The organism is Pseudomonas sp. NPDC087697 (genome assembly GCF_044743155.1).
In the GTDB taxonomy this organism is placed as follows: domain Bacteria; phylum Pseudomonadota; class Gammaproteobacteria; order Pseudomonadales; family Pseudomonadaceae; genus Aquipseudomonas.
Genome location: NZ_JBIUVW010000025.1, coordinates 59,034 through 81,765, shown reverse-complemented (window position 1 = coordinate 81,765; position 22,732 = coordinate 59,034). Strand labels below are relative to the sequence as shown.

The window sequence follows — 22,732 nt, the reverse complement described above, 5'->3', positions numbered from 1 at the left end:
TACCGGCGCCGCTCACCAGGTCACCCTGGTCGGACTGGCAGAGGTAACCGTGCCCGGCGGTGGACCTGATCACGCTGTCGCTAATCGGCTTGATCGGCTCGGATACCAGCGCTTGCAGCGGGTGGGATTCGATCGGCAGACGGAAACCGGCGAGTTTGGCCATGTGCCCGGAGTTACCGGCCGTGACCACACCGACGCGCTTGGCGCCGATGAAGCCCTTGTTGGTTTCTACACCGATGCACACGCCGTTTTCCTTGCGGAAACCGATCACTTCGGTCTGCTGGATCAGGTCCACGCCCAATGCGTCAGCGGCACGGGCAAAGCCCCAGGCCACGGCATCGTGACGGGCCACGCCGCCGCCGACGATGACCACGTCGTAGACCTTTTTCGGGGTCGGCGTGCGCCACATCTTCTGCCAGTTTTCGTGGTGGCTGAGGGAGTGTTTGAAGAGGCCGAAGCCTGAGTAGCGTTGCATAGTCATTTACTCCAAAACCGCGCTCAGCGATAAACCGGGAAGTCCGCGCACAGGGCCGCCACGTGCTTGGCAACGTTGGCCTCGACATCGGCGTCGCCGAGGTTGTCGAGGATGTCGCAGATCCAGCCGGCCAACTCAACGCACTGGGTAACCTTGAAACCGCGCGAGGTGACCGCCGGGGTGCCGATACGCAGGCCCGAGGTGACGAACGGCGACTGTGGATCGTTCGGTACGGCGTTTTTGTTCACGGTGATGTGGGCACGACCCAGGGCGGCGTCGGCTTCTTTACCCGTCAGGCCCTGACGGATCAGGCTCACCAGGAACAGGTGGTTGTCAGTACCGCCGGACACTACATCGTAGCCGCGTTTGATAAATACGCCGGCCATGGCCTTGGCGTTGTCGATTACTTGTTGCTGATAGACCTTGAAGCCTGGCTCCAGCGCTTCCTTGAAGCACACGGCCTTGGCGGCGATCACGTGCATCAACGGGCCACCCTGACCACCGGGGAACACGGCCGCATTTAGTTTCTTTTCCAGTTCTTCGTTGGCCTTGGCCAGAATCAGACCGCCACGTGGACCGCGCAGGGTTTTGTGAGTAGTGGTGGTGACCACGTCGGCGTACGGCAGCGGGTTCGGGTACAGGCCAGCAGCGACCAGACCGGCAACATGCGCCATGTCGACGAACAGGTAAGCACCGACCTTGTCAGCGATCTGACGGAAGCGTGGGAAATCCAGGGTTTTCGAGTAAGCCGAGAAGCCGGCGATGATCATTTTCGGCTTGTGCTCGACCGCCATGCGCTCGACTTCGTCGTAATCGATCAGGCCAGTGGCGGTGTCGATGCCGTACTGAACGGCGTTATAGAGCTTGCCGGAGAAGCTGACCTTGGCGCCGTGGGTCAAGTGACCACCGTGAGCCAGGCTCATGCCCAGCACGGTATCGCCGGCCTGCAGCAGCGCAAGGAATACCGCCGCGTTGGCCTGGCTGCCGGAGTGCGGCTGGACGTTGGCGTAATCGGCGCCGAACAGCAGCTTGGCGCGTTCGATGGCCAGTGCTTCAACCTTGTCAACGTGCTCGCAGCCACCGTAGTAGCGCTTGCCCGGATAGCCTTCGGCGTATTTGTTGGTCAGGCCGCTGCCTTGCGCTTCCATGACGCGCTTGCTGGTGTAGTTCTCTGACGCGATCAGCTCGATGTGATCTTCCTGGCGTTGCTCCTCGGCATTCATCGCCGCCAGCAGTGCATCGTCGTAACCCTTGATCTGGTCTTGCTTGCTGAACATCGCGTCTCTCCCAGCGGCGGCTTGTGCGCCTTTCGTCTCGGTGAGGCACGTACCTTTCGGCAGTGCCCTTTGGATGCGATGGTATGACCGGCGCAGACAGGTCAAATGCCTATGGACGCCACGCAAAGGTGCGTTTACGACATGTGTTCAAAGAGCGACCACTGACCGGCGCTCAGCGTAGGAGCTGGCGAAGGCTCGGGCCGCGTTCGGACGATCCTTTGATCTTGATGCTGTGGTGCCTGCAATATCGCCAAAAGATCGCAGCCTGCGGCAGCTCCTACGCAGGTTCAACACAACGTCGCGTGTAGTCATGTGCATAATTGCCTAACGTCTTTGTATTTTTCTGACAGACACATCGCGTGTGCTCCCCCGCCAATCTTGGGTACAGTGCGCACCATAATCGACCACGGAGCCGGCCATGACCGACAAGAGCCAACAATTCGCCAGCGACAACTATTCCGGCATCTGCCCGGAAGCCTGGGCCGCCATGGAGCAAGCCAATCAAGGCCACCAACGCGCCTATGGTGACGATGAGTGGACTGCGCGCGCCTCGGACGATTTCCGCAAACTGTTCGAAACCGACTGCGAAGTGTTCTTCGCCTTCAACGGCACCGCGGCGAACTCGCTGGCGCTGTCGTCGCTGTGCCAGAGTTACCACAGCGTGATCTGCTCGGAAACCGCCCACGTCGAAACCGACGAATGCGGCGCGCCGGAATTCTTCTCCAACGGCTCCAAGCTGCTCATCGCACGTACTGAAAACGGCAAACTGACCCCGGAGTCGATTCGCGAAATCGCCCTCAAGCGCCAGGATATTCACTACCCGAAACCGCGCGTCGTGACCCTGACCCAGGCCACCGAAGTCGGCAGCATCTACACCCCGGAAGAAATCCGCGCCATCAGCGCCACCTGCAAAGAGCTGGGCCTGAACCTGCACATGGACGGCGCGCGCTTCTCCAACGCCTGCGCGTTCCTCAATTGCTCACCCGCCGACCTGACCTGGAAAGCCGGCGTTGACGTGCTGTGCTTCGGCGGGACGAAAAACGGCATGGCGGTGGGTGAGGCGATTCTGTTCTTCAACCAGAAACTCGCTGAAGACTTCGACTACCGCTGCAAACAGGCCGGGCAACTGGCCTCGAAGATGCGTTTTCTCTCGGCACCGTGGGTCGGCCTGCTGGAAAACGGCGCCTGGCTCAAACACGCCCGCCACGCCAACTACTGCGCACAGTTGCTGGCCGAGCTGGTGAGCGACATTCCAGGCGTTGAACTGATGTTCCCGGTACAAGCAAACGGCGTGTTCCTGCAACTCTCGGAATCAGCCGTCGCGGCGCTGACCGCCAAGAGCTGGCGTTTCTACACCTTCATCGGCAAAGGCGGCGCACGCTTCATGTGCTCGTGGGATACCGAGGTAGAGCGGGTACGGGAGTTGGCGGCGGATATTCGGGAAGTGATGGCGGGGTAAGGCCTGCCTGAGAGCGACCTGATTTTTTGTGGCGAGGGAGCTTGCTCCCGCTGGGGCGCGAAGCGGCCCTAAAAATGGGACTGCTACGCAGTCCAGCGGGAGCAAGCTCCCTCGCCACAGGTTCTCAGCCAGAACCAATCAGAACTCGATCCGCACATCCCCCTTCGGCACGCTGCAGCACGACAGAATGAACCCTTCGGCTTCGTCTTCTTCGGTGATCCCGCCGTTGTGCTCCATTTCGACCTCGCCGCCCAGCTTCATCACCTTGCACGTCCCGCAAATCCCCATCCCGCAGGCTTTTGGAATCAACAGCCCGAGTTTCGCGGCTGCAGCGTGAACGGTTTCACCCGGCGCCACGCGGATGCTTTTGCCGGACGCGGTGAACTCCACCTGATGCTGGTCCGCCACGTCGATTTCCGGAGCGTCGGCCGCTTGTTCGGCGTGTTCCACAGCGTCGGCGCGGGCCTCGGGCGGGGTCGCACCGAAGGACTCTTCGTGATACCGCGACATGTCGAAGCCAGCGGCTTCCAGCAGGCGTTTGACCGCGTGCATGTAAGGCGTCGGACCGCAGCAGAACACTTCACGTTCAAGGAAGTCCGGTGCCATCAACTCCAGCATTTTGTGGTTCAGGTAACCGCGATAACCGGCCCACGGCTCACCCATACCATGCTTCTCGCAGATCAGGTGCAGGCTGAAGTTATCGATCCGCGATGCCATGTGTTCCAGCTCACGGTGATAGATGATGTCTTTCGGCGAGCGGGCGCTGTGGATAAACACCATGTCGACGTTACCGTTGGTGTCGTAGAACCAGCGGGCCATGGACATCACTGGAGTGATCCCGACACCACCGCTGAGGTAGAGCACTTTCGGTGCGGTGAAGTCCATGGCGTTGAACAGCCCGACCGGCCCGTGCACCGCCAGCTCCTGACCTTCATGCAGGGTGTCGTGCAACCAGTTGGAAACCTTGCCGCCCGGTACGCGCTTGATGGTCACCGAAAAGCTGTAAGGCACCGACGGCGAGCTGGAAATGGTATACGAGCGCATGATCGGCACACCGTCGATCTCCAGCTCCAGGGTGACGAACTGCCCCGGCTTGAAGAAGAACATGATCGGCTGGTCGGCCATGAAGCAGAAGGTCCGCACGTCCCAGGTTTCCTGGATGACTTTGACGCAACGGACAATGTGCCGACCATTGGCCCAGGTCTGGGTGGTTACCGGATTCAGGAAACTATTGGACATGCTGATCTCCACGGCCGACTGTCGGCCTCATGTTGCCGATTCTGCTCAAGGCGTGGGGTGGCCACTTACCTATCTACGACATTCACGTACTTATCGCGACCAGCCCCCAACCACCGGGGGTTGCGCGTCGGGAACAGATTGGGCCATGTCGCCCATGGATAAGGTTCTGGCCCGAGTCGGCCCCACACTCGCTTCAACAGATAAACGCTGTTTTCTGCCTTGCGTTGCACTAACCGTAGCCACTATTCGCCGGCCACACAGATGGCCATGAGGACTTAAACGATGGACGTCACCACTACCCTGAGCTTGGGCGATCCACTGGAACCCGCACGCAAGGCCACCGCGCAGATGCTGCAAGAGCGCGAGCGTACGTTTTCGCTACCACAGCCGTTCTACTCCGATGAACGGTTGTTTGATATCGACATGCAGGAGATCTTCCAGAAAGAGTGGCTGATCGCCGGCATGACCTGCGAAATCCCGACCAAGGGCAACTACCTGACCCTGCAGATTGGCAAGAACCCGATCATCGTGATTCGCGGCGCTGAAGGCGTGGTTCATGCCTTCCACAACGTCTGCCGCCACCGTGGTTCGCGTCTGTGCACCAGCGAAAAAGGCAAAGTCGCCAAGCTGGTTTGCCACTACCACCAGTGGACCTACGAGCTCGACGGTCGCCTGTTGTTCGCGGGCAGCGAGATGGGCGACGACTTCGATATGAAGCAGTACGGCCTCAAACCGGTCCATGTGAAGACCGCCGGTGGCTACATCTTCATCAGCCTCGCGGAAAACCCGCCGGCCATCGATGACTTCCTGTCGACACTGAACCATTACATGGAACCGTACGACATGGAGAACACCAAGGTGGCGATACAAACCACCCTGGTAGAACAGGCCAACTGGAAACTGGTGCTGGAGAACAACCGCGAGTGCTACCACTGCAACGCGTCGCACCCGGCACTGCTGAAAACCCTGCTGGAATGGGATGACGTTACCGACCCACGCGCCGACCAGGCGTTCAAGGACCACGTAGCCTCTTCCGCCGCCGCCTGGGAAGCCGAGAAGATTCCTTACGCACACGCAAGCTTCGGCCTGCGTAACCGCATCGTGCGCATGCCGCTGCTCAAGGGCACCGTGTCGATGACCCTGGATGGCAAGCAAGCCTGCAAGAAACTCATGGGCCGGATCCAGAACCCGGACCTGGGCTCGATGCGCATCCTGCACCTGCCGCACTCGTGGAACCACTGCATGGGCGACCACATCATTGTGTTCACCGTGTGGCCGATCAGCGCGCAGGAAACCATGGTCACCACCAAATGGCTGGTGCACAAGGACGCTGTCGAAGGTGTGGATTACGACGTCGACCGCATGCGTGAGGTCTGGGATTCCACCAACAACGAGGACCGTCGTCTGGCCGAAGAGAACCAGCGCGGGATCAACTCCACGGCGTACCAGCCAGGCCCGTACTCCAAGACTTACGAGTTCGGCGTGGTGAACTTCGTGGATTGGTATAGCGAGCGTCTGCTGAGCAACCTGGGGGCTGAGCCTGCGCCTTACCTGAAAGGCGTACCGGTTCACGGCTAAGAGCAAAAGCATCGCGAGCAAGCTCGCTCCCACAGGGGATTGGTGGTGTTCACAAATGTTGCGAACAACATCAATCAATGTGGGAGCGAGCTTGCTCGCGATAGCGTCCTACCTGTCACCACATCCCTCCCCTCGATACTCTCCCCCAAATCTTAGAACTGTACGAAATATGATCTATTGCGTTCCAGCCTATAAGGGACGTGGCGTGCAGCCTTCAGCGAACAAGTTATCCACACCTCCACCCACAGCAAATGGGGACAACTGTGGAAATGCCGGAAGTTTTCTCCACAGAAACTGAAGAAAATCCGTGACTTATCCAGAAGCAGGGTTTTCGGCAGCGATTGAGCGTTTTTTGATCAGAACCCTGTAAGCCACGGTTCGTATGGCTCGCAGAGGACCGCGAACACCTTATCCACAGAAGCGCCAACAGACTTTGGGGGCAACTCCACAACACCTGCACTGCTTTGTGGAAAACCGCGTCCAGGCTGTATATTTCGCGGGTTTGAGCGACAAGAGAACTGCAAAACCTGGCATTTGGTTAGTTATTAACCAGAAGCTTGAAAGCCCCGATCTGTATGGCTTACAGCGGACAGCGAACATCTTATCCACAGAAGCACCAACAGAGATTGGGGGCAAGTCGTGGACCAGCGATTCCCTTATCCACTGAAAAAAGCTTGAAAAAACGCGGAGTTAGGCTGGTCGTTTTTCGTACAAAGGCTTGCAGGGCCTGATGTGCATGGGGTGTAGCGAGGGGTGAACACGTTATCCACAGAAGCGCTAACAGGGATTGTGGGTAAACATAGAGCAACTGTGGGAGCGGGCTTGCTCGCGAAAGCGGTGTGTCAGTCAACGGTGATGTTGAAGCTGACGGCCCCTTCGCGAGCAAGCCCGCTCCCACAGGGATTTGCTTGTGCCTATGGCCGATACATCAAATAGGCTTCACCCGTGACCCGAATCATCGGGTGGGGCGTGATCTGGCAGGTATCGACGACACGGAAGCCATGTCGCTCATAAAACCGACGGGCGCCGGTGTTCGCCGCATAGTCGATCAGGCTCAAGCCGTTGAGCCCCAGCTGGTTGGCACGGTCGTAAGCGTAGGCGAGGAATTGTTGGCCCAAGCCCTGATTGCGCCAGCCCTCATGCAGCGCCAGGCTCGAAATATAGAGGGTGTCGGGGATTTCCATCCTGGCATACGGCGCCAGGACCGGATCGGTTACGGGAGCTGCCAGCGGATCGTATCGCATCACGTAGCTGTGCAGCATGCCGATGACCTTTCCCTCTGCCTGCGCGATCACGCAGTTTTGATAGGAGAAATCGACGTCTTCACAGGCGTAGCGACTGGCACCGACATCCAGCAGGTCCTGGCCGGGCTGCGCCAGTTGGCTCCAGATGTAATCCGCCGCACCTTCTGATGAAATCTGAAACAGGCGAGCAATCTCCCGCGCATCCGCGCGCAGGGCCGAACGAAATTCAACTGCCATTATTTTTCCTTGTGGGAGCGGGCTTGCTCGCGAAGGCGGACTGACATTCAAAATTGATGTTGACTGAGCCACCGCTTTCGTCGGATCGCCGCCCGGAGCAAGCCCGCTCCCACACTATTAGATCTGCGTTGGTGATCCTTTAGCGAACCACGCCTTCTTCAATCAGCAACTTGAGAATCGCCTCAGCCCCGGCCTCGGCACTCAACCCTTTGAGCACCTGCCCGCCACCGCCGCTGGCCTTGGCCGTTGCGGCTTTCATCCGGTCGGCGCCGCTCTTGGCCTTGATCACTTTCAAGCGCTTTGGCCGTGGCTTGGCCGGCTGCAACGTCGCAACCGCCAGCAACTCATCATCGATGATCTCAACGTCTTCCGCCTGCAACACGCCACGCCGGGCCGGGCCGAAGGCGCTTTGCCGTGGCTTGGGCGCGGCGTTATCCACAGTGGCGAGAAACGGCAGGCGCACTTTCAAGCGTCGACGCTGACCACGAGGCAAGGCTTGCAGCACCAGTGCGACGCCGCCGTTGATCGATTCGACCTGCGCCAGCCCGACCACCAGCGGCCAGCCCAGGCTTTCCGCCAGCAGGAACGGCAGCATGCCCGAGCCTTCACCGGTTTCCGCCTGACTGCCGGTCAGCACCACCTGCGCCCCAGCGTCTCGCAAATAAGCGGTCAACGCTGGCAGCGCATCGGCGCCTTGGGGTTGTTCCAGCACGTGCAGCTGTTCCAGGCCCATGCCCAGATAAGCCCGCAGCGCAGGCTCCTCGACATCACCGGCGTGCAGCACTTGCAGGTTTTCCCCAGCCAGTTGCAGACCGAGTTCAACCGCCCGCGCATCCTGCTCGGCGCGGCGTGGCCGGCCCGAGGTCGGGTGGGCACCGATGGACACCAGGCTGATGACATTAGTACTCATAATCCAAGTCCTTTCCTTAAGCCGCATCGCGCTTGGCGTCGTTGCGGTAAGCCTCTACCGCCGCGATCAAGGCCTGAAGAATTTCCGCGCTTTCACCAATCACCGACAGGTCGGCGCGTTTGATCATGTCGCAGCCAGGGTCAAGGTTGATCGCCACCACCTTGTCGCAGGCTCCGATGCCTTGCAGGTGCTGGATCGCCCCGGAAATCCCCACCGCCACGTACACCCGCGCCGTGACCCAGGTGCCGCTGGCGCCGACCTGACGGTCGCGGGCCATGAAGCCGTCGTCCACCGCCACTCGCGATGCGCCTTCGGTAGCGCCGAGGGCTGCTGCGGTCCTGTGGAAAAGTCCCCAGTCCTTGACCCCGTTGCCGCCCGAGAAAATGAACTCGGCCTCGGCCATTGGAATCGCTGCCGGGTCGACCGCCACCGCGCCCAGGTCTTCGATCCGCGACAGGCTGCGCGCAACCGTTGTGGATAACTCCACCGGCAACGCTTCATGACGGGTTTCACTGACCGGCTCGGCGCATTCCACCGCCGCGAGAATCAACCGTGCGACAGGGCGCGCCAGGTCTTGCAGACCCGCACCGGCGCGGCCGATGCACTCTTGATCCTTAACCTGCCAGACCCGCGTAGCCGGGCGTTCGCCGAGTGCCGCGGCAAAGCGTCGACCCAGTTCACCGCCACCGCTGCGGCTGTCCGGCAGCAGCCAGTGACGAGGGCTGAACTGGTTATCCACAGCCCGCAGCCCCTGCACCCGTTGTTCCGGTGCATAACCATTGAATGCTTCGCCATCGAGCACCAGCAGACGGTCGACACCCGCAGTGGCGAAGGCGTTTTCCTTGTGTTCGCCAAAGACCACCGCCAGCACCGCACCGTCCTTGCCGGCCAGTTGATGGGCCAGGCCCAGCAGGTCGCGATCGTGGCTGTTCAAACGGCCGCCGACCATGTCCGGCACCACGCTAATGTAGAACGCTGGTGTAGCCACCTGATGCAACGGCAGTTGCACTTCAACCGCCGCCGTACGCTTGGTCGCCCCGCCCTGCTGCGCACCACTGCGGTCAATCCGCTTGATGCCGTTGGGGCCGATGAAACCGATGCCGTGAGGATTTTTGCGAATGATCCCGTTGGGGCCCATCCAGCTGTGTTCCACCGGTTGCATGGCGGCGTGCAGCGGATGCAGACGGTTGCGGGCGATCCATTCGGCGCGCGGATCGCGGCGGATAATGTCGCTCATCAGTGGGCCTCCGCAGGTTGACGTTTGATCGGCGCCGGTGACTTGCTCGGTGCTGCGTCTTCGAGCAGCGCATCGGCCACCAGTTCGGCGATGTCCTTGATCAGCGGCCGTGGTTCAACCACGCCTTCCAGCATTGCAGTGCACTGTGGGCAACCCACGGCCACCAGTTCGGCACCGGTTTCGCGGATATCGTCCATGCGCATGTCGGGGATCCGTTGCTTGCCCGGAATGTCGGTGATCGGCGCACCGCCGCCGCCGCCGCAGCAGCGCGAGCGGAAACCGGAACGTTGCATTTCCTTGACCTCGATCCCCAGCGCTCGCAGCACCTGGCGCGGCGCCTCGTATTCGCCGTTGTAGCGGCCCAGGTAGCACGGGTCGTGATAGGTCACGCTGTTGCCTTTGTGCTGGCCCAGATTGAGCGCGCCCGCGTCGATGATTTCCGCCATGTAGGTGCTGTGGTGCTGCACCAGGTAGTTGCCATCGAAGGCGCCGTATTCGTTCTTCAGCACGTGGAAACTGTGCGGGTCGCAGGTGACGATGCGGTTGAAGTTGTACTTGGCCAAGGTCTGGATGTTGCGTTTGGCCAACAGCTGGAAGGTCGCTTCGTCGCCCAGACGGCGGGCCACATCACCGCTGTCACGCTCTTCAAGGCCCAGCACGGCGAAATCGACTTTCGCGGCTTTCAGCACTTTGACGAAGGCGCGCAAGGTACGCTGGTTGCGCATGTCGAAGGCACCGTCGCCGACCCAGAACAACACATCAGTGGATTTCTTCTCGCTGAGCAGTGTCAGGTTCAGGTCCGCTGCCCAGTTCATCCGCCCGCCCGGTGCGAAACCGCCCGGGTTGTCGGTGGCGATCAGGTTTTCCAGAACCTCGGCGCCCTTGTTCGGCGTCGCGCCTTTCTCCAGGGTCAGGTGACGACGCATGTCGACGATGGCATCGACGTGCTCGATCATCATTGGGCATTCTTCAACGCAGGCGCGGCAGGTAGTGCAAGACCAGAGGGTTTCAGCGTCGACCAGACCGTTGACGATCGGTTGATGCGGATTACCCGCGTGTTCGCCAATCGGTTTGCCCTTGCCGTCAAGGGATGGATAAGGGCTGCCGGCGAACTTGGCATCGGTTCCACCGGCCAGGCCGACGACCATGTCCTGAATCAGTTTTTTCGGGTTCAGCGGCTGACCCGCGGCGAACGCCGGGCACGCGGCTTCGCATTTACCGCACTGCACGCAGGCGTCAAAGCCCAACAGTTGGTTCCAGGTGAAATCCTTGGGTTTTTCCACACCGAGCGGCGCGCTTGGATCGTTGAGATCCAGCGGCTTCAAACCGGTGGAACGACCACCCCCAAAACGTTCGGCGCGACGGTGCCAGGCCAGGTGCAAGGCACCGGCGAAGGCGTGCTTCATCGGCCCGCCCCAGGTCATGCCGAGGAACAATTCGGATACGCCCCACAGCACGCCAACACCGAGGATCGCCGCCAACAGCCAACCACCGAAGTTTTCCGGGAGGATGCCCGCCACCGGCAGGGTCACCAGGAAGAACGACGCCGAGAATGCCAGCAAGCTTTTCGGCAGGCGCATCCACGGACCTTTGGACAAACGGGCCGGTGGGTTGCGCCGACGCAGGTACACAAAGATCGCGCCGACGAACATCACCGCCGTCATCAGCAACAGTGCATAACCGAGGAAGCGGTTATGCAGGCCAAAACCGTGAACCAGAATCGCCAGCACGATGGACGCCACCGCACCACCGGCCGTGGCGACGTGGGTGTTGGCAATGTATTTGTCCCGCGCCACCACGTGGTGCAGGTCGACCATGTAGCGTTTGGGCATGGCCAGCAGGCCGCCGATCAGATCGACCTTGGACGCACGGCCCCGGCGCCACATAGCTACCCGCCGCAAGGCGCCCAGGACAGCCAGGCCCAGGGCAGCAAACAGCAGGATGGGAAGAAGGGTGTTTAACATGGTGAAGCTCCCAAAGACCTCGGGGTCTTGCAGGCCTAACTACCTGGATGCCTTGCTCGATTCCTGTGGGAGCGGGCTTGCTCGCGAAGGCGGACTGACATTCAACATTGATGTCGACTGATCCACCGCTTTCGCGAGCAAGCCCGCTCCCACAGGGTTATGTGCAAGCCGTTAGAAGTCTTTACAGAGCCGCAACGCGTCATAGATCGCCGCGTGCGTATTGCGCTGGGCCACGCAGTCACCGATGCGGAACAGCAAGTAGCCGTCACCCGGTTGACTCAGCGAAGGCTGAGGTTTGATCGCGAACAGGGCTTCGATGTCCATCTGGCCTTTGTTGCGCGAGCCTTCCTTCAGCGCGTAGTAGATTTCTTCGTCCGGCCGCACGCCGTTCTCGACCACCACCTGGTCGACCACCCGCTCCTCTTTGGCGCCGGTGTATTCGTTCTCCAGCACCGCCACCAGCTTGTCGCCTTCGCGGTAGACCTTCTCCAGCATCATGTCGCCGGTCATGATCACTTCTTTCGGGTACATGCTGCGGTAGTAAGTCGGGAACGACGTACCGCCAATCGCCACACCCGGTTTGATGTCGTCGGTGACGATCTCGACCTGGCTGCCCTTGTCGGCGAGGAAGTCCGCCGTCGACATCCCGGTGAACTCGCAAATGGTGTCGTAGACCAGTACGTTCTTGCCCGGTGCGACCTTGCCGTCGAGGATGTCCCAGCTGCTGACCACCAGGCCTTCAGCCGCGCCCCAGTGTTCGTTCTGCTCCAGGAACGGATGACCGCCGACAGCGAGTACCACCACGTCCGGACGCAGATCGAGAATGGTCGCTGCATCAGCTGCCACGCCCAGGCGCAGGTCGACTTTCAGACGCGCCAGTTCCAGCTGGAACCAACGGGTGATACCGGCAATCTGGTCCCGTTGCGGGGCTTTCGAGGCAGTAGTGATCTGCCCGCCGATGAATTCTTTCTTCTCGAACAGGGTCACGTCGTGGCCACGTTCGGCCGACACGCGAGCGGCTTCCATCCCGGCAGGACCCGCACCGACGACGACAACCTTGCGTTTCACACCGGTCGATTTCTCGATGATGTGCGGCACGCCCATGTATTCACGGGAGGTCGCGGCGTTCTGGATGCACAGCACGTCCAGACCCTGGTACTGACGGTCGATGCAGTAGTTGGCGCCAACACATTGTTTGATCTGGTCGATCTGGCCCATCTTGATCTTGGCGATCAGGTGCGGGTCAGCGATGTGGGCGCGGGTCATGCCGACCATGTCGACGTAACCGCCTTCCAGAATACGCGTTGCCTGGTTCGGGTCCTTGATGTTCTGCGCGTGCAACACCGGGGCCTTGACCACTTCCTTGATACCGGCCGCCAAGTGCAGGAACGGCTCCGGTGGATAACTCATGTTGGGGATAACGTTGGCCAGGGTGTTGTGGGTATCGCAACCCGAACCCACGACGCCGATGAAGTCGATCATGCCGGTGTCGTCGTAGTACTTGGCAATCTGCTTCATGTCCTCATGGCTCAGGCCATCAGGGTGAAATTCGTCACCGCAGATACGAATGCCGACGCAGAAGTCCGGACCGACCTCCTTGCGCACGGCCTTGATCACTTCCAGACCGAAACGCATGCGGTTCTCGAAGCTGCCGCCCCATTCGTCGGTACGTTTGTTGACGCGCGGGCTCCAGAACTGGTCGATCATGTGCTGGTGCACCGCCGACAGCTCAACACCGTCCAGGCCACCGGCCTTGGCACGTGCCGCAGCGCTTGCGTAGTTGCCGATCACCCGCCAGATTTCTTCCGGCTCGATGGTTTTGCAGGTCGCGCGGTGCACCGGTTCACGGATGCCCGACGGCGACAGCAGGGTCGGCCAATGCTCGCCATCCCAACGCGAGCGACGGCCCATGTGGGTAATCTGAATCATGATCTTGGCGCCATGCTTGTGCATGGCATCGGCCAGGTTCTGGAAGTGCGGAATGATCCGGTCGTCGGCCAGGTTGACCGACTTCCACCAGCCTTGCGGGCTGTCGATGGCCACGCTGGAGGAACCGCCGCAAATCGCCAGGCCGATCCCGCCCTTGGCTTTCTCTTCGTAATACTTCACGTACCGATCGGTGGTCATCCCGCCGTCGGTGGCGTAAACCTCGGCATGCGCGGTGCTGAGCACGCGGTTGCGGATGGTCAGTTTGCCGATTTGAATCGGCTGGAACATTGCTTCGAAAGCCATGGCAGGATCCTCGACTTACAACGGCTTGACGGTGAACAAGCCGTCGTCGTGGCCTTCTTCAGAGCCACCGTAAACCTGTTCGGCGACGGTGCGAATCTTGCTGCCGCGCGCTTGCAGAATCTGGTCCATGGCACCGGCAAACCAGCCAGTGAACATGTAGTCGACCTTGCGTCCGACCTTGCCGTAGACGTAGACGAACGCCGAGTGTTCGAGCTTGACGCTGGCGGTGCCTTTGTCGAGGTCGATGTCCTGGATCTTGAACAGGCCCCAGCCACGTTGCGACAGGCGCTTCATGTAGTGCTCGAACACCGCAACGCCCTCCAGGCCATGGCATTCAGCTTCTTTTTCACACCAGTGCCAGGCGGATTTGTAGCCGGCCTTGTAGAGGATCTCGGCGTAAGCTTCAGCACCCAGCACTTCCTCGATGCCCATGTGGTTGTTGACGAAGAAGTGACGCGGTACGTACAGCATCGGCAGGGCGTCAGAGGTCCAGACACCGGTTTCGCTGTCGACTTCGATTGGCAATTGCGGGGCGATCTTGGCCATGGGTAAAACTCCAGAATTCGATTTATTGAGGCGATATGTAGCAGCTGCCGAGCCTGCGAGGCTGCGTTGGGCTGCGAAGCGGCCCCCCCCAGGGCGGTCCTGCGGACCGCAACGCAGCCTCGTACCTCGGCAGCTGCTACAGGAATCGTTGTTTGTAAGTGGGCTTATTCGCCCCAGACGTCCTTGAGGACGTTGACCCAGTTTTCGCCCATGATCTTGCGCACTACTCGCTCGGAATGGCCGCGCTTGAGCAGCGTCTCGGTCAGGTTCGGGAACTCGCCCACGGTGCGGATGCCCAGCGGGTTGATGATCTTGCCGAAGCTGGTCAGACGGCGGGCGTAGCCCTTGTCGTGGGTCAGCATTTCGAAGAAATCCTGGCCATGGCCCTGGGTGAAGTCGGTACCGATACCGATCGCGTCTTCACCGACGATGTTCATGGTGTATTCGATGGCTTCGGCGTAGTCGTCGATAGTCGAATCGATGCCTTTGGCGAGGAACGGCGCGAACATGGTCACGCCGACAAAACCGCCGTGGTCGGCAATGAACTTCAGTTCTTCATCGGACTTGTTGCGCGGGTGCTCTTTGAGACCCGACGGCAGGCAGTGGGAGTAGCACACCGGTTTTTTCGATTCGAGGATGACTTCTTCGGACGTCTTGGAGCCAACGTGAGACAGGTCGCACATGATGCCGGCGCGGTTCATTTCCGCGACGATTTCACGGCCGAAACCCGACAGACCGCCGTCACGCTCGTAGCAACCGGTGCCCACCAGGTTCTGGGTGTTGTAGCACATCTGTACCACACCAACCCCGAGCTGCTTGAAGATCTCGACGTAGCCGATCTGGTCCTCAAAAGCATGGGCGTTCTGGAAGCCGAAGATGATCCCGGTCTTGCCCTGTTCTTTGGCGAGACGGATGTCGGCGGTGGTCTTGACCGGAATCACCAGGTCGCTGTTCTCGCGGATCAGCTTCTGGCTCGCGGCGATATTGTTGATGGTCGCCTGGAACCCTTCCCACACCGACACGGTGCAGTTGGCCGCGGTCAGACCGCCCTTGCGCATGTCTTCGAACAGCTCACGGTTCCACTTGGCAATGATCAGTCCGTCGATAACGATGCTGTCGGCGTGCAATTCGGCTGGGCTCATCAGGCTGTCCCCTTGTTAGCGATTCATGCGCCGAATCGTCTGCCGGCGCTTTGGGGTCAGCATATGCTTGAGGGACGGGGCAGCCGGGTGCAAAAACGACAGGGGAATTGCCGAAAGCGTCAATACGCGACAAAGGGTCTCACCAAGGGCTGTTTGCCCACCTGTTCTTTAGTTAGCGCTTGGGCCAGAATTCGCCGCATCACTGGATGCTTCACTGGAATAAGAGGGCGGCGACGCAATGAAATCGATCTTCCTGGCTTTGGCACTGATAGCGACCGGCGTACAGGCGGCTGAAGAGGCCGACAACACCCCGTGTGATGCGGTCGAAAACGACGTCCAGACCCTGGAGTGCTCGGCCTACAGCAAAACCACCGCCGAACAGCTGCTCAAGGACAATTTCCAGGCGTTACTGGAGCGGGTTAAATCCAAATACGCGAACAACAAGGCGCAGTTGGCAGACATCACCGGCAAACTCCAGACCGCCGAGCAGCTCTGGATGAAGTCACGGGATGCCGATTGCGCTATTGCACCGTTCCCCGCAGCGGTGGGCACCAAGGCCTATACCATCGACCTTAACGATTGTCTGGCGAGCAAAAGCGACGAGCGGTCGGAGTTTTTGGAATCGATCGATCAGGAGTAAACGCGGCTCTACAGCACTGCAACAGCACCATCATCTCAAGGCGAGTCCATGAAAATCTGCGGCATCGAAATCAAAGGCAGCGAAGCGATCATCGCCGTCGCCTCGCTCGACAATCAGGCGCTGACCCACGTTGCCCTGAACACCAAGAAAATCGCCCTCGACGACGATGACGAAGCCACCAACGTCAAAGCCTTCGCCGTGCAGGTCAGCGCGTTTGTTCGCGACAACGGCATCGAGCGTATTGCGATCAAGAAACGCAGCAAAAAAGGCGAGTTCGCCGGCGGCCCGACTACCTTCAAGATCGAAGGGGTTTTCCAGTTGCTGGACAACTGCGAGGTGACGCTGCTGTCACCGCAGACCATTAACGCGCAGAACAAGAAGTTCGACTTTGCACTACCGGCGACACTGAACAAGTATCAGCATGAGGCGTACAAGGCGGCGTGTTCAGGGCTGATGAAAAAGTAAGCTTACTGAGCCTTCTGGGTGCGATGGTGCTTCAGCCAGTCGGCAAACGACTTGTCCTCAAGCGCATAAGCGCCGCGATTCGATTTCCAGACCAGCTCCTTTTCACGCAGAGCCTCGATGCACGCCTGAATGGTCTGGGTGCCCGGCACCACCTCACTGCCCATCGTTTCCAGCGCTTTTGCCACCGCGACCAACGTCGCGTCGGTGAAAGGCGCAAAGGGTTCGTTGTTCTGCGAGCGCTCGACCATCACCTCCAGCACTGCACGCTGAGCAACGGTCAGGGCGTTCCAGGCACTTTCAAACTCAGTCCAGACGCCGGCACGCAGCAACTCGGCGCTGCTTCGCAGCAATTGGCTGAGATTGCTGGCTTCGCCCAGCTCCAGTGCGACTTCGCCAATGATGGTGCGGAGCATTTCAGGTCGACGCCCCACCAGTTCGAAAGCCTCGTCGATATCTTCGGCGACAAACTGGTTGGTCTGTGCCAGATGAGCATTCAAATGGGCGGTGTAGGCTTGGGTGAACGCTTTGCTCAATAGCGGGAACGGGGTGATGCTGGAGCCGTAGAAAGGCTGGTTCCGGCTCAGCACCAAGTGAGCCAGTTTGTCGCGATTGGACCCCGTGAACACCAGACGCAAACCACTGGACTCTCCCTCGCGCCCTTGATTCAGCTGATCCCGGGCAGCCTTGAGCCCAAACATGGCGTTGCCCCCCGCTTCAGAGCTCAACGCGTGCTGGGCTTCGTCGATCACCAGCACAACGGTCTTGCCAGCGGCGTTGTGCAGTAATTCCAGAGCTTGAGTCAGCGTCGCGTCTTCGGGCAATTGTGGCTTGCTGAAATCCCAGGACAGCGTACGCAGGAAACTGAGTTTCTCGACGCCCATCGACTTGGCCAGTTTGCGAATGCCCTTCTCATACGGTACCAGCGCCCCCGCAATGGCGGCAGCGATCAGGTCGGCAGGGTCTTTTTCTCGGTTGGCCCAAAGATCGACGTAGACCGCCAACCAACCTCGGGACTCACACTCTGGTATCAGGTCTTCACGCAGGAATGTACTTTTCCCGGTGCGCCGTGGCGCGGCCAAGAACAGGCCAGAGGTGTAATCCTGAATTCCGGCCCCCATCAAACCGTCCGCAATGTTTTGGGCCAGACTGGGGCGACGGAACACAAAACCGGTGCTTTTCGACAAGGGTTTATACTCAATTATTGAAACGACTATAAATTATAGTATCGAGTATAATTGACTATAAATACCTGTCAAACCACCTCTCGCCCATCCCCCAACCGCCGCCGATCCTCACGCGGACAGCGCGCAAACCGCGTCCGATAACTTCGGGTGAAATACGACGGCGATTCAAACCCGCAGGCAATGCTCACTTCCAACACGCTCATGTCGGTCTGGCGCAGCAGTTGCCGGGCTTTTTCCAGTCTTAGCCCCAGGTAGAAATTGCTCGGCGTGTCGTTGAGGTGCAAGCGGAACAGGCGCTCAAGCTGACGTCGTGTCACTTTGATCGAATCCGCCAGCTCCAGGGTGCTGAGAGGCGGTTCGCTGTGCTGTTCCATCTCGCCAATCACCTGCACCAGTTTCTTGTTGCTGATGCCATAGCGCGTGGCGATCTGCATGCGTTGGTGGTCTTTGCGCGGGCGGATGCGCCCGAGCACGAATTGCTCGCTGACCTGGATCGCCAGCTCCGGGCCGTAGGCCTGAGCGATCAGGTCGAGCATCAGGTCGATAGACGCTGTACCACCTGCCGAAGTAATGCGGCGGCGGTCGATTTCGAACAGCTCCTGGGTGACGCTGAGCTGTGGATAAGATTCCTTGAAGGCATCGATGGCTTCCCAGTGCAGAGTCACGCGGTGGCCGTCGAGCAGACCCGCTTCTGCGAGTACGAAACTGCCGGTGTCGATACCGCCGAGGGTTACACCGTCATGATCGAGGCGGCGCAGCCAGTGCGTAAGCAGAGGGTTGACGAACTTCAGCGGTTCAAAACCGGCAACCACCAGCAAGGTCGCACCCTTTTTCAGCGGTTCCAGCGCCGCATCGGCGTTGAGCGACATGCCGTTGCTCGCCAATACCGGGCCGCCGTCGGCGCTCAGCACATGCCAGCGGTACAGCTCGCCGCGAAAGCGGTTGGCCACCCGCAGCGGTTCGATCGCCGAGATGAAACCGATGGCCGAGAAACCCGGCATCAACAAAAAGTAGAAATCCTGGGACATGGAACGCACTCGGATGGCGGGCAGCGTGTGGACGTTGATACGCCACTTGCAAGCGACAGACAAGAGCACAGGTCGCTGCAGTGCAAGAGCTGGTCGCCGCTGTGCGTTTTCTGCCATGTTCAGCTGCGTAACTTGACACCACCGGCACAACAGATGCCGGACCCCACAATAATGACCTGCCGAGGATCCCACCATGAAACGACTGATCAGCAGCTGTGTTCTTGCACTCAGCGGTACCGCTTTCTTGAGTTCCGGCGCTATGGCTGCCGACCCCGCCGCGTGCCAGAACGTGCGCATGGGTGTGGTGAACTGGACCGACGTGATCGCCACCAGCGCCATGACCCAGGTTCTGCTCGATGGCCTCGGCTACAAGACCAAACAAACCAGTGCGTCCCAGCAAATCATCTTCGCCGGCATCCGCGACCAGCGCCTGGACATGTTCCTCGGCTACTGGAACCCGCTGATGACCCAGACCATCACCCCGTTCGTCGCCGGCAAACAAGTCACCGTCCTCGGTGAACCGAGCCTCAAAGATGCCCGCGCCACGCTGGCCGTGCCGACTTACCTGGCTGACAAGGGCCTGAAAACCTTCGCCGACATTGCCAAGTTCGAAAAAGAACTGGGCGGCAAGATCTACGGCATCGAGCCAGGTTCGGGCGCCAACACCCAGATCAAGGAAATGATCGCCAAGAACCAGTTCGGCCTGGGCAAGTTCCAACTGGTCGAATCCAGTGAAGCCGGCATGCTCGCGGCAGTGGATCGCGCCGTTCGACGCAACGAAGCCGTGGTGTTCTTCGGTTGGGCGCCGCACCCGATGAACGTCAACGTGAAAATGACCTACCTCACCGGCAGCCAGGATGCCCTGGGCCCGAACGAAGGCTCGGCCACCGTCTGGACCGTGACCGCACCGAACTATGCCAGCCAGTGCCCGAACGTCAGCCGCTTGCTGAGCAACCTGACCTTCACCGCCGAAGACGAGAGCCGGATGATGCAGCCGCTGCTCGATCACAAGGACGCTTTCGAATCGGCCAAGCAATGGCTCAAGGATCACCCGCAAGACAAGCAACGCTGGCTTGAAGGCGTGACCACCTTCGACGGCAAACCGGCCGCCGACAACCTGCAATTGACCAGTAAGTAACCCGGAATGAACCCCCTCTTCGCAGCCGGTTTCGGCTGCGAGCGGGATCGCTACGCCCCAAAACTACGCCCAGAAAATCAGGCCTGAAGGAAAACCCCACCATGAACCACGACGTCATCATCACCTGCGCACTCACCGGTGCTGGCGACACGACCGCCAAGAGCCCACACGTGCCGGTCACCCCAAAACAGATCGCCGCCGCCGCGGTAGAAGCCGCCAAAGCCGGGGCCACCGTGGTCCACTGCCATGTGCGCAACCCTGAAACCGGCAAGTTCAGCCGCGACGTGGCGCTGTACCGCGAAGTGATGGAGCGCATTCGCGAAGCGGACGTCGACATCATCGTCAACCTGACTGCCGGCATGGGCGGCGACCTGGAAATCGGCGCTGGCGAGAACCCGATGGAGTTCGGCCCGAACACTGACCTGGTCGGCCCGCTGACCCGTCTGGCTCACGTCGAAGAGCTGCTGCCGGAAATCTGCACACTCGATTGCGGCACCCTGAACTTCGGTGACGGGGACACCATTTACGTTTCCACCCCGGCGCAGCTGCGCGCAGGCGCCAAACGCATTCAAGAGCTGGGCGTGAAAGCCGAGCTGGAAATCTTCGACACGGGTCACCTGTGGTTCGCCAAACAGCTGATCAAAGAAGGCCTGCTCGACGACCCGCTGTTCCAGCTGTGCCTGGGCATCCCATGGGGCGCGCCGGCCGACACCACCACCATGAAAGCCATGGTCGACAACCTGCCGGCCAATGCGGTCTGGGCCGGCTTCGGCATCGGCCGCATGCAAATGCCAATGGCGGCCCAAGCGGTGCTGCTGGGCGGCAACGTGCGGGTCGGGCTGGAAGACAACATCTGGCTGGATCGCGGCGTACTGGCAACCAACGGTCAGCTGGTCGAACGCGCCAGCGAAATCCTCAGCCGCCTCGGCGCCCGCGTTCTGACCCCAGCCGAAGGCCGGGCGAAGATGGGCCTGACCAAGCGCGGCTGACCCCAATACATACCACCTGTAGGAGCAAAGCTTGCTCGCGATAGCGGTATTCCAGCTGCAGAAGATGTGTCGAATGGACAGACGCTATCGCGAGCAAGCTTTGCTCCTACAGGGTCGAAGAACTCCTTAGGAATTTGCCATGAGCTTTATCACCGAGATCAAAACGTTCGCCGCGCTGGGCAGTGGTGTCATCGGCAGCGGTTGGGTGTCCCGCGCCCTCGCCCATGGCCTTGATGTGGTGGCCTGGGACCCGGCACCCGGTGCCGAAGCCGCCCTGCGCAAACGCGTCGCGAATGCCTGGGGCGCGCTGGAGAAACAAGGCCTGGCACCTGGTGCGTCGCAGGATCGTCTGCGCTTTGTCGCGACCATCGAAGAATGCGTGCGTGATGCTGATTTCATTCAGGAAAGCGCCCCGGAACGCCTTGAACTGAAGCTCGAACTGCACAGCAAGATCAGTGCAGCAGCCAAGCCCAACGCACTGATCGGCTCCAGTACCTCGGGGCTGTTGCCAAGCGAGTTCTACGAGGGCTCGACCCACCCGGAACGTTGCGTGGTCGGGCATCCGTTCAACCCGGTTTACCTGCTGCCTTTGGTGGAAGTGGTCGGCGGCAAGAACACCGCACCAGAAGCTGTACAGGCAGCGATGAAGGTCTACGAATCGCTGGGCATGCGCCCACTGCATGTACGCAAGGAAGTACCGGGCTTTATCGCCGACCGTCTGCTCGAAGCGTTGTGGCGCGAGGCGCTGCACCTGGTCAACGACGGCGTGGCGACCACCGGCGAAATCGACGATGCGATTCGTTTTGGCGCGGGGTTGCGCTGGTCGTTCATGGGCACGTTCCTGACCTACACCCTGGCCGGCGGCGATGCCGGTATGCGGCACTTCATGGCGCAATTCGGTCCGGCACTGCAACTGCCATGGACTTACCTGCCGGCACCGGAACTGACCGACAAGCTGATCGACGACGTGGTCGACGGCACCAGCGATCAACTGGGCAAACACAGCATTTCGGCGCTGGAACGCTATCGTGATGATTGCCTGCTGGCGGTACTTGAGGCGGTGAAGACCACCAAGGAAAAGCATGGCATGACCTTTAGCGAATAACCATCGGGCTTATGGGCCAGCAGGTCTGGCCCCTTCGCGAGCAAGCTCGCTCCCACAGTTGATTTGGAGTGTGACTGCTATTTGTGTCACCCAGTAGATCCCTGTGGGAGCGAGCTTGCTCGCGATAGCGTCAGTCCAGTCACCATCATTGTCGGAACACACATCATGCCCGCCCTCACCACCTATACCACCACCATCGCCCCCGACTGGGTCGACTACAACGGTCATCTGCGCGATGCGTTCTACCTGCTGATTTTCAGCTACGCCACCGATGCGCTGATGGACCAACTGGGCATGGACAGCAACAACCGCGAAGCCAGCGGCAACTCGTTGTTCACCCTCGAACTGCACCTCAACTATCTGCACGAAGTGAAGCTCGGCGCTGAGGTCGAGGTGCATACCCAGATCATTGGTCACGACCGCAAACGCCTGCACCTCTACCACAGCCTGCACCTGATCGGCGACGCACAGGAACTGGCGGGCAACGAACAAATGCTGCTGCACGTAGACCTCGCCGGCCCACGTTCGGCACCGTTCAGCGAGCCGGTACTGGACAAACTGCTGGCCATGACCTCGCTGCAATCGGATCTGCCCACACCCGCCTATATTGGCCGCGTGATCGCACTACCGCCGGAAAAATAAC

Annotated in this window: 20 protein-coding genes; 8 read left to right on the top strand and 12 right to left on the bottom strand. The window is 60.2% G+C overall.

All coding sequences use genetic code 11. The features are described 5' to 3' along the window. Both ACIPIN_RS17810 and glyA read right to left on the bottom strand, forming a co-directional pair. A partial coding sequence (locus ACIPIN_RS17810; RefSeq protein WP_401120581.1) for an FAD-dependent oxidoreductase occupies positions 1-475 on the bottom strand: 475 nt, incomplete at its 3' end. Between the two features lie 23 nt (positions 476-498). Beyond that, entirely contained in the window at positions 499-1,752 is a 1,254-nt protein-coding gene (gene glyA, locus ACIPIN_RS17805; RefSeq protein ID WP_401120580.1) for a serine hydroxymethyltransferase, read from the bottom strand. Between the two features lie 418 nt (positions 1,753-2,170). Between glyA and ACIPIN_RS17800 the strand changes: the two genes are divergently transcribed. Further along, a complete protein-coding gene (locus ACIPIN_RS17800; protein ID WP_401120578.1) occupies positions 2,171-3,211 on the top strand; it encodes a low specificity L-threonine aldolase in 1,041 nt (346 codons plus the stop codon). Between the two features lie 138 nt (positions 3,212-3,349). Here the strand turns inward: ACIPIN_RS17800 and gbcB are convergent, their stop codons facing one another. Then, entirely contained in the window at positions 3,350-4,450 is a 1,101-nt protein-coding gene (gene gbcB, locus ACIPIN_RS17795) for a glycine-betaine demethylase subunit GbcB (protein ID WP_401120577.1), read from the bottom strand. A gap of 282 nt (positions 4,451-4,732) precedes the next feature. Between gbcB and gbcA the strand changes: the two genes are divergently transcribed. Then, complete coding sequence (gene gbcA / locus ACIPIN_RS17790) at positions 4,733-6,028, top strand: glycine-betaine demethylase subunit GbcA (RefSeq protein ID WP_401120575.1); 1,296 nt, start codon at positions 4,733-4,735, stop codon at positions 6,026-6,028. Between the two features lie 914 nt (positions 6,029-6,942). On the opposite strand, the gene ACIPIN_RS17785 is transcribed toward gbcA, so the two are convergent. The 7 genes from ACIPIN_RS17785 to ACIPIN_RS17755 form a co-directional block, all read right to left on the bottom strand. Beyond that, a complete protein-coding gene (locus ACIPIN_RS17785) occupies positions 6,943-7,509 on the bottom strand; it encodes a GNAT family N-acetyltransferase (protein ID WP_401120573.1) in 567 nt (188 codons plus the stop codon). Positions 7,510-7,648: 139 nt separating this feature from the next. Then, complete coding sequence (locus tag ACIPIN_RS17780; RefSeq protein ID WP_401120571.1) at positions 7,649-8,419, bottom strand: electron transfer flavoprotein subunit beta; 771 nt, start codon at positions 8,417-8,419, stop codon at positions 7,649-7,651. A gap of 16 nt (positions 8,420-8,435) precedes the next feature. Beyond that, on the bottom strand, positions 8,436-9,656 hold the full coding sequence (locus ACIPIN_RS17775) for an electron transfer flavoprotein subunit alpha/FixB family protein (RefSeq protein WP_401120569.1): 1,221 nt from the start codon (positions 9,654-9,656) through the stop codon (positions 8,436-8,438). Further along, positions 9,656-11,620: a dimethylglycine demethylation protein DgcB gene (gene dgcB, locus ACIPIN_RS17770; RefSeq protein WP_401120567.1), complete on the bottom strand. Its 1,965-nt coding sequence runs from the start codon at positions 11,618-11,620 to the stop codon at positions 9,656-9,658. The genes ACIPIN_RS17775 and dgcB overlap by 1 nt, the downstream gene beginning before the upstream one ends. A 171-nt stretch (positions 11,621-11,791) precedes the next feature. Beyond that, complete coding sequence (gene dgcA, locus ACIPIN_RS17765; protein WP_262112953.1) at positions 11,792-13,852, bottom strand: dimethylglycine demethylation protein DgcA; 2,061 nt, start codon at positions 13,850-13,852, stop codon at positions 11,792-11,794. Positions 13,853-13,867: 15 nt separating this feature from the next. Further along, complete coding sequence (locus tag ACIPIN_RS17760; protein WP_007947752.1) at positions 13,868-14,398, bottom strand: DUF5943 domain-containing protein; 531 nt, start codon at positions 14,396-14,398, stop codon at positions 13,868-13,870. A 164-nt stretch (positions 14,399-14,562) separates the two neighbouring features. Continuing rightward, entirely contained in the window at positions 14,563-15,540 is a 978-nt protein-coding gene (locus ACIPIN_RS17755; protein WP_123426508.1) for a dipeptidase, read from the bottom strand. A 238-nt stretch (positions 15,541-15,778) separates the two neighbouring features. On the opposite strand from ACIPIN_RS17755, the gene ACIPIN_RS17750 reads away from it, so the two are divergent. Then, positions 15,779-16,180, top strand: a complete 402-nt coding sequence (locus ACIPIN_RS17750; RefSeq protein ID WP_401120565.1) for a lysozyme inhibitor LprI family protein — start codon at positions 15,779-15,781, stop codon at positions 16,178-16,180. Between the two features lie 48 nt (positions 16,181-16,228). Beyond that, entirely contained in the window at positions 16,229-16,645 is a 417-nt protein-coding gene (locus tag ACIPIN_RS17745; RefSeq protein WP_401120563.1) for a DUF3010 family protein, read from the top strand. A gap of 2 nt (positions 16,646-16,647) precedes the next feature. Here the strand turns inward: ACIPIN_RS17745 and ACIPIN_RS17740 are convergent, their stop codons facing one another. Next, positions 16,648-17,829, bottom strand: coding sequence for an AAA family ATPase (locus ACIPIN_RS17740; protein ID WP_401120562.1), 1,182 nt, complete (start codon positions 17,827-17,829; stop codon positions 16,648-16,650). Between the two features lie 68 nt (positions 17,830-17,897). Next, positions 17,898-18,857, bottom strand: a complete 960-nt coding sequence (locus ACIPIN_RS17735) for a GlxA family transcriptional regulator (protein WP_401120561.1) — start codon at positions 18,855-18,857, stop codon at positions 17,898-17,900. A gap of 193 nt (positions 18,858-19,050) precedes the next feature. Between ACIPIN_RS17735 and choX the strand changes: the two genes are divergently transcribed. The 4 genes from choX (at position 19,051) to ACIPIN_RS17715 (ending at position 22,731) form a co-directional block, all read left to right on the top strand. After that, the gene (gene choX / locus ACIPIN_RS17730; RefSeq protein WP_401120560.1) at positions 19,051-19,995 is read left to right on the top strand and encodes a choline ABC transporter substrate-binding protein; all 945 of its coding nucleotides are present in this window, start codon (positions 19,051-19,053) and stop codon (positions 19,993-19,995) included. A gap of 101 nt (positions 19,996-20,096) precedes the next feature. Next, positions 20,097-20,984 (top strand): 3-keto-5-aminohexanoate cleavage protein, encoded by an 888-nt coding sequence (locus ACIPIN_RS17725; protein WP_019694008.1) that lies wholly within the window; start codon positions 20,097-20,099, stop codon positions 20,982-20,984. A gap of 139 nt (positions 20,985-21,123) precedes the next feature. Beyond that, the gene (locus tag ACIPIN_RS17720; RefSeq protein WP_401120558.1) at positions 21,124-22,089 is read left to right on the top strand and encodes an L-carnitine dehydrogenase; all 966 of its coding nucleotides are present in this window, start codon (positions 21,124-21,126) and stop codon (positions 22,087-22,089) included. A gap of 165 nt (positions 22,090-22,254) precedes the next feature. After that, the gene (locus tag ACIPIN_RS17715) at positions 22,255-22,731 is read left to right on the top strand and encodes a thioesterase family protein (protein ID WP_401120557.1); all 477 of its coding nucleotides are present in this window, start codon (positions 22,255-22,257) and stop codon (positions 22,729-22,731) included. Position 22,732: the final 1 nt, after the last annotated feature.